Origin of the sequence: Desulfotomaculum sp. OF05-3, from assembly GCF_003435535.1 — a bacterium.
In the GTDB taxonomy this organism is placed as follows: Bacteria; Bacillota; Clostridia; order Lachnospirales; family Lachnospiraceae; genus Pilosibacter; species Pilosibacter fragilis.
In genome coordinates, this window is record NZ_QWGO01000035.1 from 13,275 (window position 1) to 27,628 (window position 14,354).

Consider the following 14,354-nt stretch of genomic DNA (forward strand, 5'->3'; position numbering starts at 1 on the left):
AACTGGAAAGGAGACGCAAAGATATGACGAATCTTATTCTACTCGCAGTCGTGATTCGAATTATCGTCAGCATTATCGTCGTGGACGGGAATGCTTATTTGCGTTATACTGAATCCGGGATTGCCTGATAGAAACTTGAAAGAACAAGTTACGAAAGAAAGCAAAGCCTTACAGTGTAACGCTGTAAGGCTTTTTTATACCTGAATTTTAATACGGACATTTGTCCGTGCCAGAAAAGAAAAAGGCGGGAATGTCTGACAGAGCCGGACATTCCTGTGAGAAATAAGATGAGGGGAAAACAGCTATGAAAATGAACGGAGCGCGGATCCTGGTGGAAGAGCTGATCCATCAGGGCGTGAGAGTGATCTTCGGATATCCGGGGGGAGCAGTACTTGATATCTACAATGAACTCTATCTTGCGTCTGACCGCATCGGACATGTCTTAACGGCCCACGAGCAGGGAGCTGCCCATGCCGCTGACGGATATGCGAGAGCAAGCGGAAAGACCGGCGTGGTCCTGGCCACAAGTGGCCCGGGTGCGACGAACCTGGTGACAGGAATCGCAAACGCCTACCTCGATTCCGTACCGATGGTCGCGATCACAGGAAACGTCGCGGTAAACAGTCTCGGAAAGGATTCTTTCCAGGAGGTGGATATCGTCGGGATCACACAGCCGGTCGTAAAACACAACTTCATGGTCCGGGACATTAAGGACCTTCAGAAGACGATTATTGAAGCCTTTGAGATCGCGAATTCCGGACGTAAGGGACCGGTTCTCATTGATATTCCGAAGAACGTCCAGTCCGCGGAATATGAATATATTGAGGACTTAAAGGTTCCGAGCGTTGTGAAGAAGCCGAGAAAGTCCGAGTGCGGCAGCATCGACGAAGTCGTTGAGATGATCAAAAAGGCAAAAAAGCCGTTTATCTACGCAGGCGGCGGTGTTGTGGCAGCAGGAGCCCAGAAAGAAGTCCTGGAGCTCTCAAAACGGGTCGACGCGGCGATCGGTCTTTCGATGATGGGAATCACCTCCGTTCCGGCCTCCTATCCGCTGAATCTTGGAATGTGCGGCATGCACGGAAAATATCCGTCCATCAAGGCCCAGTCCGAATGTGATCTGCTTCTGGCAGTCGGCGTCAGATTCTCTGACCGCGCGACAGGCGACCTGAACGAGTACACAAAAAAATGTATGACGGTCCATATCGATATCGACCGCGCGGAGATCGGAAAGAATGTCAGTCCTGATGTGAGCCTCTGGGGCGATGTGAAAGAGATCCTTGCGAAGATTCTGGAAGAGCTCCCGGAAGAACGGCATCCGGAGTGGGTGAGTGAGCTTGAGGGCTATAAAAACGAGATGATCCTCCCGGCACCGAAACCTTACGGACCGGAAGCCATTATTGAGGAAGTTCACAGACATTGTACCGAGGACACAGTGGTCGCTACCGATGTCGGACAGCACCAGATGTGGACCATGCAGTTCTACCCGTTTGAAAAGCCGCACACGCTTCTCACTTCCGGCGGTCTCGGAACCATGGGATACGGTCTCGGAGCAGCCATTGGCGGATGCATCGCAGCGAGAGGCAGAAGAACCGTTCTCTTCACCGGAGACGGAAGCTTCGGAATGAACTTAAACGAGATGGCAACGGCGGTGAGTCAGGAACTCCCGATCACCATTGTCATTTTCGATAATGATGTCCTCGGAATGGTAAGACAGTGGCAGACAATTTTCTACGACTGTCACTATTCCCAGACGATCCTGGACAGAAAGACGGACTTCCCGGCTCTGGCGAAAGCCTTCGGTGCTGACGGATATGCGGTCTACACGATGGAAGACCTGCAGAAAGCCCTCGATGCGGCTGACAAATCCCAGGGACCGGTGCTGATCGACTGTCACATTGATATGGATGAGAAAGTCCTGCCGATGATCCCGCCGGGACGATCCATCAAAGACATGATTGTGGAAGGATAAGGTGACCATGGAAAACAAAGTTGAAAAGTTTGCGGTCGCCATGATCGTAAACAACCGCTTCGGCGTTTTAAACCGCATCGCCGGTCTTTACGCAAAGCGCTGCTATAATATTGATAATATCTCTGCAGGAACACTTGATGATCCGAACTATACGCGGATCACCATCGTCTCCACAGGAGATGAATATATGAAGGACCAGGTGGTCCGTCAGCTGGAAAAACTCATCGATGTCCGTGCTGTAACACTTTTGGAGCCGGAAAACACCGTATTTGCCCAGCATATGTACATCAAAATGCACCTGACAGGAAGCCACAGAGGTTCCAGCAAACATCAGGTACTGGATCTGATCAACGAGTACGGCGGAAAAGTCATAGACTTCGGTGAAGAGCATCTGACAGCCGAGATTACCGGAGACAGCAAAAAAGTTGAATCTTTTATTGAAAAAGTCAGAGATTTTGGTATATTAGAACTTAGCCGGTCGGGAGAGATCGCGATCGGTTTAGGGATAGACAACACATTACGTGTCGATCACAATGAAGAATAAGGAGAAGAAAAACTATGGCAACCATGTATTATGAGAGAGATTGTAACTTATCACTTCTTGACGGAAAGAAAGTAGCTGTTATCGGCTACGGTTCTCAGGGTCATGCACACGCTCTGAACTTAAGAGATTCCGGTGTTGATGTAGTAGTAGGTCTTTACGAGGGCTCCAAGTCCGCAGCAAAGGCAAAAGAAGACGGCTTCACAGTTATGCTCACAGCAGACGCTGTAAAGGCAGCAGATATCATCATGATCCTTGTAAACGATGAGAAGCAGGCAGCTCTCTACAAGAAAGATATCAAGGACAACCTTTCAGCAGGCAAGACACTTGCATTCGCTCACGGCTTCAATATCCACTTCAAACAGATCGTTCCGCCGGCAGATGTAAACGTGATCATGATCGCTCCGAAGGGACCGGGCCACACCGTTCGCTCCCAGTATGTAGGCGGTAAAGGTGTTCCGTGCCTCGTAGCTGTTGAGCAGGACCCGGCTGGAAACTCCATGGAAGTTGCTAAGGCATACGCTGCAGGCATCGGCGGAGCAAGAGGCGGTATCCTCGAGACAACATTCAAGGAAGAGACAGAGACAGACCTCTTCGGTGAGCAGGCAGTTCTCTGCGGCGGCGTTTGCGCATTGATGGAAGCTGGTTTCAACACACTTGTTGAGGCTGGTTATAAGCCGGAGAACGCATACTTCGAGTGCATCCACGAGATGAAATTAATCGTAGACCTGATCTTCAACGCTGGTTTCGAGGGAATGAGATACTCCATCTCCGATACTGCTGAGTACGGTGACTATGTAAGCGGTAAGAGAATCATCGGCGATGAAGCAAAGAAAGCAATGAAGCAGGTATTAACAGAGATCCAGGATGGTACATTCGCTAAGAACTGGATTCTTGAGAACCAGGTTGGCAGAACAACCTTCAACGCAGCAAGAGCAGCACACGCTGAGACACTTGCAGCTAAGACAGGCCGCGAGTTAAGAGCAAAGATGGGCTGGAAGCAGACACAGGATCTTGACGAGGCTAAATAGTCGCGATAGCAATGAGCAGTGCGAATCCGACGAGGAAAGATTCCCGTTGTGCTCGCACATAAGTGAATCTTTGCCGGCGGATTCATAGGGCGAATGCCCGCGCACGAGCGGACGCAAGTCCGTGAGTGTGCCACTGCGGGGCAGAAAACTCTGCAAATATTTCAAGGCCAGGCATCCCCGCCTGGCTTTGCGTTTCATAAGGAGAAAAATCATGAATTCAGATAAAGTAAAAGCTGGCGTAGAGCATGCGCCGCACCGTTCCCTTTTAAAGGCAGATGGATATAACGACGAGCAGATGCGTCGCCCGTTTATCGGCGTTGTAAACTCTTTCAATGAAGTAGCACCGGGACATATGCACTTACAGACTATCGCCCGTGCCGTAAAGGACGGCGTCCTTGCAGCAGGTGGAACACCGATGGAGTTCAATACCATCGGTGTCTGCGATGGTATCGCCATGGGCCATGATGGAATGCATTTCTCTTTAAGCTCCCGTGAGCTGATCGCAGATACCATCGAATGTATGGTAAAGGCACACTGCTTCGACGCACTCGTATTCATCCCGAACTGTGATAAGATCGTTCCGGGTATGTTAATGGCAGCAATGCGTCTGAACCTTCCGTGTATCTTCGTATCCGGCGGTCCGATGCTCTCCATCAACCAGAGAGATTTAAATACTGTATTCGAGGCAGTTGGTGCCAGAAAAGCAAATCTGATCAACGACGAAGAACTCGCTGAGATCGAGGGAAGCTCCTGCCCGGGCTGCGGTTCCTGTTCCGGTATGTTCACGGCAAACTCCATGAACTGCTTAACAGAGGTTCTTGGCCTCGGTCTTCCGGGAAATGGTACGATCCCGGCTGTATACGCTGAGCGTGTCCGTCTCGCAAAGACTGCAGGTATGCAGGTTATGAAACTCTTAGCTGACGATGTTCGTCCGCGCGATATCATCACACCGGCAGCATTCGAGAACGCTTTAACAACCGATATGGCTCTCGGATGTTCCACAAACTCCGCGCTTCATCTTCTTGCAATTGCCCATGAGGCTGATATCACTCTTGATCTTCACATGATCAACGCGATTAGTGAGAAGACTCCGAACCTATGCCACCTCGCACCGGCAGGACATCACCACATGCAGGATCTCCTGGAGGCAGGCGGAATCTCCGCAGTATTAAAAGAACTTCTCGATGCCGGTATGATCCACGGCGACTGCAAGACTGTAACAGGAAAGACGGTTGCTGAGAACGTTGCCCGTGCCGTAAACCGCAATCCGGAAGTGATCCGTCCATTAGACAATCCATACACAAAGACCGGCGGACTTGCCGTCCTTTTCGGAAATCTGGCTCCGAACGGCGCGATCGTAAAGCGTTCCGCTGTAAAACCGGAGATGTTAGTCAACACAGGTACCGCAAAGTGCTTTGATTCCGAGGAAGAGGCGATCGCAGCGATCTACGCTGGAAAGATCGTTCCGGGCGACATCGTTGTCATCCGTTATGAGGGACCGGCAGGCGGCCCGGGAATGAGAGAAATGCTTTCTCCGACATCCGCGATCGTTGGTATGAAACTTGACACAACCGTTGCTCTTCTTACAGACGGACGTTTCTCAGGCGCATCCTGCGGTGCAGCTATCGGACATATCTCCCCGGAGGCAGCCGCAGGCGGCCCGATCGCTTACATCAAAGACGGCGACAAGATCGCTATCGACATCCCGAACTACAGCTTAAAGCTGCTTGTTTCCGATGAAGAGATGGAAGAGAGAAAGAAGACCATGAAGATCCGCGAGCCGAAGAAGCTGACAGGATACTTAAAGCGCTATGCGAAGAACGTATCCTCTGCGGATAAGGGTGCTATCGTAGAGTAATTTGATACCTAGGGTCAAAAGGTCGGAAGGCCTTTGGCAAGCTTGCTTGCAAAAGGCTTTTTGACCTTGGAACCCTGGTATCACATGATATATAAAAGGCGGCGGGCTTATTTTGGAAGCTGCGCCGCCTTTTTACCAGGTATCCGACGGAAAATGCCATACGGCAGTTTCTGAAGGCTGCCAGGTTTCGGAAAAATCCCCGGAAAGAGAGGAAACTATATGAACGAGATCGTATCAAACCTGCTCGTATACGGCAGCCTGCCGGAAGACTCGATCCTCTGGCAGCTTGCGGATATCTGTGAGAAACTGAAAGATGGAACAGAGACGAAGGCGGCGCTCAGAGGCCGCGTTTTCCACCAGGTGAAGAATCTTCTGACGGTTGCCACAGACTACGCTTTTGACAAGAACTTATGGCACAACTACCTGACATTCCTCCTGATCACGAATGAGAATCCGTTCAGCCTCGTCTGTGAGAAGATGGGGGCTCAGGAAGGAACGGTCAACAACTTTGTGACCCACGATTTCGACATGTTCAAGGAACTGTTCGATTACGATTTTTCCTGGCTGGAGAAAGAACTCTCCATCGATTGCTTCACACAGCTGACCCACTACCAGGCAATCCGCAAAAAAGAGCTGATGTACAATAAAAATGTCAGCGAGAAAGTGAGAAACTTAAGCGAGAAGCTTGAGACGGCCGAGTCAGGCGCAGATTTCTTCCAGTATGTGACGGAGTTCTACAAAGATTACGGTGTCGGCATGTTCGGACTCAACAAGGCATTCCGCATTGCTGAGAACAAGGACGGATCCATCCGCTTCCTGCCGATCAACAACATGGATACCGTTATGCTGGATGACCTCATCGGCTACGAGCTCCAAAAGAAGAAACTTGTGGAGAACACCCAGGCATTCTGTGACGGAAAAGCGGCGAACAACGTGCTGTTATTCGGCGACAGCGGTACCGGTAAATCCACCAGCATCAAGGCCATCGTCAACCAGTTCTACCCCCAGGGCCTGCGCATGATCGAGATCTACAAGCATCAGTTTAAGGATCTTTCCACGATCATCGCCCAGATCAAGAACCGCAACTACAAGTTCATCATCTACATGGATGATCTCTCCTTCGAGGAGTTTGAGATCGAGTACAAGTTCTTAAAGGCTGTTATCGAGGGCGGAGTCGAGACAAAGCCGGACAACGTGCTGATCTACGCCACATCCAACCGCCGTCACCTCATCAAGGAGACGTGGAAGGATAGAGAGGACATGGAACACAGCGAGGATCTGCACCGCTCCGACACCATGGAGGAGAAGCTCTCCCTGGTCAACCGGTTTGGCCTTTCTATCTTCTACGCGAAGCCGAACAAGGAAGGGTTCAACGAGATGGCAGTGGCTCTCGCGAGACGCGCGGGCATCACTCCGGAGGTTATGACTGATGAGGAGATCTGCTACGAGGCGAACCGTTTCGAGATGCGCGGTGGCGGACTTTCCGGCCGTACAGCGCAGCAGTTTGCGAATTACCTGCTCACGATCAAATAAAAACGACAGAATACGAGAAGACCCGGTATGGAAACATGCCGGGTCTTTTTTATGTAACGGGAAATTCCGAGGAATTCCCCGTTACATAAAAAGGCACTGACGTGCCAAAGATGCACACTCGCGCGAAGATGTAGATCGTCGCAAGCGACCGCGCGAGGCGCGAGAATGTGCCAAGGCACATTCTTTTTAACATGTCTGCTGTTAAAGAATGTTAAGAAAAGAAGATATAGTGATAAAAATAGATACAAAGCTCGTAAAACAACGAAAAATCACGAATGATTTTGAAATTGTACACCTATTTCGGATTGGATTCGACAAGGGGGCAATACTATAATGTCTATATTCCTACCGGGGATGGTCAAAAAGAAAAATATCATGTCAGACGCCCGGCCGGAACGGGGAAAATGACCGAAAAAGAAACTTTATGTGTTACAGGAGGAGCATTATGGCAGAATTATCCATTGCGATTGCAGATGACAACAGACAGACTTTGAATTTACTTGGCGAAATTCTGGAAAAAGAAGATGGGATCCATGTAGTTGGGAAGGCGGATAATGGCGAGGACGCGTACAACATGATCGTCCGCACGAATCCGGATATTGTTCTCATGGATGTGATCATGCCGAGACTGGACGGAATTTCCGTCATGGAAAAAGTAAAAAACAACACGCAGATGAAGAACCACCCGTCCTTCATCATGGTGACGGCGGCCAGCAGCCAGGATGTGACAGAGGACGCGTTCCGGCTCGGAGCTAATTATTATATTATGAAGCCCTTCAACAGGGATATTATTCTGGATAAGATCCACAGAGTCTGTCGCGGTCGGATAAAAGCGGCAGGTGCGGTACATACGGATGTGAAGAAGGTACAGCCGTATCTTGATAAAGAGACCTATATAGAACAGAATCTTGAGACGGATGTGACCCAGATGCTGCATGAGATCGGAATTCCAGCCCATATTAAAGGATACCAGTATCTGAGAGATGCCATCATCATGTCTGTCAGGGATACAGAGATGCTGTCCTCTGTCACGAAGATCCTTTATCCGACCATCGCGAAGACCCACAAGACGACACCGAGCCGCGTGGAGCGCGCCATCCGCCATGCCATCGAGGTTGCCTGGGGCAGAGGAGAGCTTGATACCCTGAACAGCCTCTTCGGATACACGGTGAACGGCGGCAAGGGAAAACCGACAAATTCTGAATTTATTGCACTGATTGCAGACAAAATCCGACTGGATTACAAACGTATCTGAAAAATCTGAAAAAAGAAAAAGACCCACTTTCTAATTTCCGAGGGATGTGTTATACTGAATCTAATAGCGGGACATGGCATTTTTGCGGAATTTCCCCTGCCATGGAGCAAAAAGTGGAAGGATGGGTTATCATGAAGAAAATATTGTTTGTCGCTTCCGAGGCTGTACCTTTTATCAAGACAGGCGGACTTGCCGATGTTGTGGGATCCTTACCGAAATGTTTTGATAAAGAATATTTTGATGTGCGGGTCATGATCCCGAAGTATCTCTGTATCAAGGATAAATTTTTGAGCAATCTTACTTATGTAAATCATTTTTATATGGATTACCTGGGACAGAGCCGTTATGTCGGAATTCTTGAATATGTATATGAAGGGATCACCTTCTATTTTATCGATAATGAGAGTTATTTCTGGGGCGATAAGCCATATGGTGATTGGTATTATGACCTGGAAAAATTCTCATTTTTCTCACAGGCAGCGTTATCCGCACTTCCTGTGATCGGATGGAGACCGGATGTGATCCACTGCCATGACTGGCAGACTGGACTGATCCCTGTATATTTAAAGGGAAGATTCGGAGAGGGAGAGTTTTTCCGCGGAATCAAGTCCGTCATGACGATCCACAACCTGAAATTCCAGGGCGTGTGGGATGTAAAGACGATCCAGAGATTCTCGGGACTCCCGGACTACTTCTTTACACCGGATAAGTTAGAGGCATACAAAGACGGAAATATGTTGAAGGGCGGTCTTGTGTATGCCGACGCGATCACGACGGTCAGCAACACCTACGCAGAGGAGATCAAGACCCCGTTCTACGGAGAAGGGCTTGACGGACTTATGCGGGCGAGATCCGGCGATCTCCGTGGGATTGTAAACGGTATCGACTATGATGTCTTCAACCCGGAGACGGATCCGGATATCGTTCAGAATTACAACGCGAAAAATTTCAGAAAAGAGAAAGTGAAAAATAAACGCGCGCTTCAGGAAGAGCTTGGTCTCGCGAAGGACGATAAGAAGTTCATGATCGGTATCGTCTCAAGACTCACGAACCAGAAAGGTCTGGATCTGATCCAGTGCGTGATGGACGAGATCTGTACGGATGATGTGCAGCTGGTCGTTCTTGGAACCGGAGACGAGAACTATGAGAATATGTTCCGCCATTACGACTGGAAATATCATGACCGCGTATCAGCGCAGATATACTACTCCGAGCCGCTGTCCCACAAGATCTACGCGGCCTGCGACGCGTTCCTGATGCCGTCCTTATTTGAGCCGTGCGGTTTGAGCCAGCTCATGGCGCTCCGCTACGGAACGGTGCCGATCGTCCGCGAGACAGGCGGCTTAAAGGATACGGTATGGCCGTACAATGAGTTCGAGGGAACAGGAACAGGATTCTCCTTCGCGAACTACAATGCCCATGAGATGTTGAATATTATCCGCTATGCGAAGCATATTTACTACGATAAGAAGCGGGAATGGAATAAGATCGTTGACCGGGCGATGGCAGTGGACTTCTCCTGGAAGACGTCTGCCGGAAAGTATCAGGAATTATATGACTGGCTGATCGGATACTAAAATGATTTGGAAATACTGACATAAAAGAGGAAAACATGACAATGTGGAATGAATTTCTGGGAAACCAGATACTGATCAGTGCAGTGCTCGGATGGACAGTGGCACAGTTTTTAAAGACCGTGATCGATATGGTGATCAATAAGTCTTTTAATCCGGAGCGGATCTTCGGCTCCGGAGGAATGCCGAGTTCCCATTCAGCGACGGTCTGTGCGCTTACGACGGCATCCGGAATGAAGTACGGAGTGGGAAGCTTTGAATTTGCCATCAGCTTTGTTCTCTCGATGATCGTAATGTACGACGCGATGGGCGTAAGGCGGGAGACCGGAAAACAGGCAAAACTGTTGAACAGCGTTTTCTTTGAGAATATCCTGAATTTAGACGGAGTTTTTCTCCAGGAAAAACTGAAAGAATATGTGGGACATACGCCGCTGCAGGTAGTTGCGGGAGCGGTTCTTGGTATCCTCCTGGCAGTGCTCACTGGTAAATTGTACTAAATTAAAAGAAAATTGTGTACAATTTTGACCAAGAAAAACGACGGAAATTTACAGAAATATGTGAAAAAATCACGAAACTTTTATAAAGGGATGTTGCAATTTTTGGCAACATCCCTTATAATATGTACAGGCCTTTTTTCCGACACTCGATTTTTTTTGTGCGATATTTCCAAACCGGAGTTACGTGATGGGGGAACGGAAGTATTGCAGGGGAGCAAAGAGATGAGGGCAATATAGACATCTTAGTCTAAACTAAATTCTAGGAGGAATAACAACTTATGGCAAAGTGGGTTTATAAGTTTGAAGAAGGCAGCGCGGCAATGAGAAATCTTCTCGGCGGCAAAGGCTGCAACCTTGCGGAGATGACAAATCTTGGCATGCCGATCCCGCAGGGATTCACAGTAACAACAGAAGCCTGCACAGACTACTACAACAGTGGAAAACAGATCACAAAAGAGATCCAGGATCAGATCTTTGAGGCTTTAACATGGCTCGAGGGCGTGAACGGAAAGAAATTCGGTGATACCGAGGATCCGTTACTTGTATCTGTACGTTCCGGTGCGCGTGCATCTATGCCGGGTATGATGGATACCATCTTAAACCTCGGTTTAAATGATGTAGCAGTAGAAGGTTTCGCAAAGAAGACAGGTAATCCGCGTTTCGCATATGACTCCTACAGAAGATTCATCCAGATGTATTCCGACGTCGTTATGGAAGTTCCGAAGTCCTACTTCGAGAAGATCATCGACGAGATGAAGGAAGCAAAAGGCGTTCACTATGATACAGAGTTAGACGCTAACGATTTAAAGGAACTCGCTGAGAAGTTCAAAGCTGTATACAAAGAGGCTATGAACGGCGAAGAATTCCCGCAGGACCCGAAGGAACAGTTAATGGGCGCTGTAAAAGCAGTATTCCGTTCCTGGGACAACCCGCGTGCGATCGTTTACCGTCGTATGAATGATATTCCGGGTGACTGGGGTACCGCAGTAAACGTACAGACCATGGTATTCGGTAATAAGGGAAATACCTCCGGTACAGGCGTTGCGTTCACCCGTAACCCATCCACAGGTGCAAAGGGCATCTTCGGTGAGTACCTGATCAACGCACAGGGCGAGGACGTTGTTGCCGGTGTTCGTACTCCGCAGCCGATCTCCCAGCTTGAGAAAGACCTTCCGGAGTGCTACAAGCAGTTCATGGAACTGGCTATGAAACTTGAGAATCATTTCCACGACATGCAGGATATGGAGTTCACGATCGAGGAAGGTAAGCTCTACTTCTTACAGACACGTAATGGTAAGAGAACTGCTCCGGCTGCAATCCAGATCGCATGCGATTTAGTAGATGAGGGACAGATCACTCCTGAGGAAGCTGTTTGCAGAATCGAAGCAAAATCCCTCGACCAGTTATTACATCCGACCTTCGATCCGGCTGCATTAAAGGCAGGCGAGGTTATCGGACAGGCTCTTCCGGCTTCCCCGGGTGCTGCAGCTGGTAAAGTCTGCTTCACAGCAGATGACGCTAAGGCAGCTGGTATCGGCGGCAAGGGCGAGAGAGTGATTCTGGTTCGTCTTGAGACATCCCCGGAGGATATCGAGGGAATGCACGCTGCACAGGGTATCTTAACAGTCCGCGGTGGTATGACATCCCACGCAGCAGTAGTTGCACGTGGTATGGGTACCTGCTGTGTATCCGGCTGCGGTGAGATCAAGATCAACGAGGAGAAGAAGGAATTCACACTCGGCGGACATACCTTCCACGAGGGCGATTACATCTCCTTAGACGGTACAACAGGTAAGATCTACAACGGTGATATCAAGACTCAGGAAGCATCCGTAGGCGGAAACTTCAAGAGAATCATGGATTGGGCTGACTCCTTCAGAAAACTTGGTGTCCGCACAAACGCTGATACACCGGCTGATACAAAGAACGCAGTTAAGCTTGGCGCAGAGGGCATCGGCCTTTGCCGTACTGAGCATATGTTCTTCGATCCGGAGAGAATCCACAACTTAAGAAGAATGATCGTTTCTGATACAGTAGAGGCAAGAGAGGAAGCATTAAGCAAACTCCTTCCGTACCAGAAGGGCGACTTCAAGGCTATGTACAAGGCACTCGAGGGCAGACCAATGACAGTCCGCTACTTAGATCCGCCGCTGCATGAGTTCACTCCTAAGACAGAGGAAGAGATGGCAGAGCTTGCAAAGGATATGGGCAAGACTGTTGACGAGATCAAGAAGAAATGCGATGAGCTTCATGAGTTCAACCCGATGATGGGTCATCGTGGATGCCGTCTTGCAGTTACCTATCCGGAGCTTGCAAAGATGCAGACACGTGCGATCATGGAAGCTGCGATCGAAGTTCAGGAAGAAGAGGGCTATGAGATCGTTCCGGAGATCATGATTCCGCTCGTTGGTGAGAAGAAAGAGCTCAAGTTCGTGAAAGACATCGTTGTTGAGGTTGCTGAGCAGGTTAAGAAAGAGAAAGGCTCCGATATGCAGTACCACATTGGTACAATGATCGAGATCCCGCGTGCAGCTCTTACTGCAGGCCAGATCGCTGAGGAAGCTGAGTTCTTCTCCTTCGGTACAAACGACCTGACACAGATGACATTCGGCTTCTCCCGTGACGATGCCGGCAAGTTCCTTGATTCCTACTACAAGGCAAAGATTTATGAGTCTGATCCGTTCGCAAGACTTGACCAGACTGGTGTTGGCCGTCTCGTAGAGCTCGCAGTTAAGGAAGGACGTGCAACACGTCCGGAGTTGAAGTGCGGTATCTGTGGCGAGCACGGTGGAGATCCGTCTTCCGTAGAGTTCTGCCACAAGGTTGGCTTAAACTACGTAAGCTGCTCACCGTTCCGTGTACCGATCGCAAGACTTGCTGCAGCACAGGCTGCTCTTCATGAGAAAGGTTACAAATAGGATCTGACTGACGCGAAGCGTAAATTGAATCTTTATAAAATGTAAAAATGAGATCCCCCGGAAGTTTTTCTGGGGGATCTTTTGGAAAAGGAGAAGCAATATGAAGGTATTAAATATTGGATCTCTGAATATTGACCGTGTATATGGAGTGGATCACTTTGTAAAACCGGGAGAGACGATCAAGACGAGAACGTATGCGGAGGCCTGCGGCGGAAAAGGATTAAATCAGTCGATCGCTCTGGCACGTTCCGGGGCGGAAGTGCATCATGTGGGCGCTGTTGGAGCGGACGGGGGAATGCTCTTAGATGTTCTCAAGGCGTCCGGGGTACATACGGAAGGTACAAAGAGTCTTTCAGGAGCCAGTGGCCACGCGGTGATCCAGGTGGATCAGAATGGACAGAACAATATTATCATCTGCGGCGGAGCCAACGATTCCGTATCAAAGGAAATGATCGACGAAGCGGTAAAAGAGGTGGAAGAGGGAGATATCGTTCTTCTCCAGAACGAGATTTCCAATGTGGGATATGCAGCTGAGACGGCGAAGAAGGCCGGAGCGAAGGTCGCGCTGAATCCGTCCCCGATCAACGAGAATCTGAAGACGATCCCGATGAATCTGGTGGACTATTTTATCCTCAATGAGATTGAGGGAAAAGAAATTTCCGGAGCGGAGAGTGAAGAACCGGAAGAGATCATGGAGAAGCTGAAGACGAAATATCCGGATGCCGCTTTTGTATTAACGCTTGGAGAAAAAGGGTCCTGGTATTTTGATAAGACCAGGTGCTTCAAACAGGATATTTATAAAGTTAAAGCAGTGGATACCACTGCGGCGGGAGATACCTTCTGTGGATATTTCCTGTCCGGAATCACAAAAGGAAGAGAGATTCCGGAGATTCTGAAAACAGCAAGTGCCGCCAGTGCCATCGCCGTAAGCCGGAACGGCGCAGCTCCAAGTATTCCGGAGTATGAGGAAGTGGAGAAATTTGTGGCGGAGCGCGGGTAAGAAGATAGAAAATGTGAGCCAGTATTAGAAAAGGCTGAATAGGAATAAAAAATTGTTGCGGCAATCCGCAAAGAACTAAAAAATGTCATGAAAGAAAGCATTTGGAAAGAAAGCTTATATTCATGACATTTTTTATAAAACAATCTAATTTAACCTATTGTGCTATTTCAAATAAAAC

10 protein-coding genes are annotated in these 14,354 nt (G+C 49.0%); all 10 read left to right on the forward strand.

The genetic code is table 11. From position 1 onward, the window contains the following. Positions 1 to 304 precede the first annotated feature (304 nt). The 10 genes from ilvB (at position 305) to DXA87_RS14835 (ending at position 14,176) form a co-directional block, all read left to right on the forward strand. The gene (gene ilvB, locus DXA87_RS14790; RefSeq protein WP_117505157.1) at positions 305 to 1,969 is read left to right on the forward strand and encodes a biosynthetic-type acetolactate synthase large subunit; all 1,665 of its coding nucleotides are present in this window, start codon (positions 305 to 307) and stop codon (positions 1,967 to 1,969) included. 7 nt (positions 1,970 to 1,976) lie between these two features. Continuing rightward, positions 1,977 to 2,513, forward strand: a complete 537-nt coding sequence (gene ilvN, locus DXA87_RS14795; protein ID WP_117505159.1) for an acetolactate synthase small subunit — start codon at positions 1,977 to 1,979, stop codon at positions 2,511 to 2,513. Between the two features lie 14 nt (positions 2,514 to 2,527). Next, a complete protein-coding gene (ilvC, locus tag DXA87_RS14800; protein WP_015555107.1) occupies positions 2,528 to 3,541 on the forward strand; it encodes a ketol-acid reductoisomerase in 1,014 nt (337 codons plus the stop codon). 211 nt (positions 3,542 to 3,752) lie between these two features. Beyond that, on the forward strand, positions 3,753 to 5,399 hold the full coding sequence (gene ilvD, locus DXA87_RS14805) for a dihydroxy-acid dehydratase (RefSeq protein WP_015555106.1): 1,647 nt from the start codon (positions 3,753 to 3,755) through the stop codon (positions 5,397 to 5,399). Positions 5,400 to 5,618: 219 nt separating this feature from the next. Next, the gene (locus tag DXA87_RS14810) at positions 5,619 to 6,932 is read left to right on the forward strand and encodes an ATP-binding protein (RefSeq protein ID WP_117505161.1); all 1,314 of its coding nucleotides are present in this window, start codon (positions 5,619 to 5,621) and stop codon (positions 6,930 to 6,932) included. Positions 6,933 to 7,377: 445 nt separating this feature from the next. Then, positions 7,378 to 8,187, forward strand: a complete 810-nt coding sequence (spo0A, locus tag DXA87_RS14815; RefSeq protein ID WP_015555104.1) for a sporulation transcription factor Spo0A — start codon at positions 7,378 to 7,380, stop codon at positions 8,185 to 8,187. Positions 8,188 to 8,318: 131 nt separating this feature from the next. After that, positions 8,319 to 9,764, forward strand: coding sequence for a glycogen synthase GlgA (gene glgA, locus DXA87_RS14820; RefSeq protein WP_117484912.1), 1,446 nt, complete (start codon positions 8,319 to 8,321; stop codon positions 9,762 to 9,764). Positions 9,765 to 9,799: 35 nt separating this feature from the next. Beyond that, positions 9,800 to 10,258 (forward strand): divergent PAP2 family protein, encoded by a 459-nt coding sequence (locus tag DXA87_RS14825; protein ID WP_117471056.1) that lies wholly within the window; start codon positions 9,800 to 9,802, stop codon positions 10,256 to 10,258. Positions 10,259 to 10,536: 278 nt separating this feature from the next. Next, entirely contained in the window at positions 10,537 to 13,176 is a 2,640-nt protein-coding gene (gene ppdK, locus DXA87_RS14830) for a pyruvate, phosphate dikinase (RefSeq protein ID WP_117505163.1), read from the forward strand. A 100-nt stretch (positions 13,177 to 13,276) separates the two neighbouring features. Then, positions 13,277 to 14,176 carry a ribokinase gene (locus DXA87_RS14835; protein WP_117505165.1) on the forward strand — a complete coding sequence of 300 codons (900 nt, stop codon included), beginning with the start codon at positions 13,277 to 13,279 and terminating at the stop codon, positions 14,174 to 14,176. Positions 14,177 to 14,354: the final 178 nt, after the last annotated feature.

Excerpts from the sequence above, each read along its gene's own strand:
- ilvC (WP_015555107.1), top strand. The coding sequence starts at position 2,528 with ATGGCAACCATGTATTATGAGAGAGATTGTAACTTATCACTTCTTGAC.
- glgA (WP_117484912.1), top strand. The coding sequence starts at position 8,319 with ATGAAGAAAATATTGTTTGTCGCTTCCGAGGCTGTACCTTTTATCAAG.
- ppdK (WP_117505163.1), top strand. The coding sequence starts at position 10,537 with ATGGCAAAGTGGGTTTATAAGTTTGAAGAAGGCAGCGCGGCAATGAGA.
- ilvB (WP_117505157.1), top strand. The coding sequence starts at position 305 with ATGAAAATGAACGGAGCGCGGATCCTGGTGGAAGAGCTGATCCATCAG.
- DXA87_RS14835 (WP_117505165.1), top strand. The coding sequence starts at position 13,277 with ATGAAGGTATTAAATATTGGATCTCTGAATATTGACCGTGTATATGGA.
- spo0A (WP_015555104.1), top strand. The coding sequence starts at position 7,378 with ATGGCAGAATTATCCATTGCGATTGCAGATGACAACAGACAGACTTTG.
- DXA87_RS14810 (WP_117505161.1), top strand. The coding sequence starts at position 5,619 with ATGAACGAGATCGTATCAAACCTGCTCGTATACGGCAGCCTGCCGGAA.
- ilvN (WP_117505159.1), top strand. The coding sequence starts at position 1,977 with ATGGAAAACAAAGTTGAAAAGTTTGCGGTCGCCATGATCGTAAACAAC.
- DXA87_RS14825 (WP_117471056.1), top strand. The coding sequence starts at position 9,800 with ATGACAATGTGGAATGAATTTCTGGGAAACCAGATACTGATCAGTGCA.
- ilvD (WP_015555106.1), top strand. The coding sequence starts at position 3,753 with ATGAATTCAGATAAAGTAAAAGCTGGCGTAGAGCATGCGCCGCACCGT.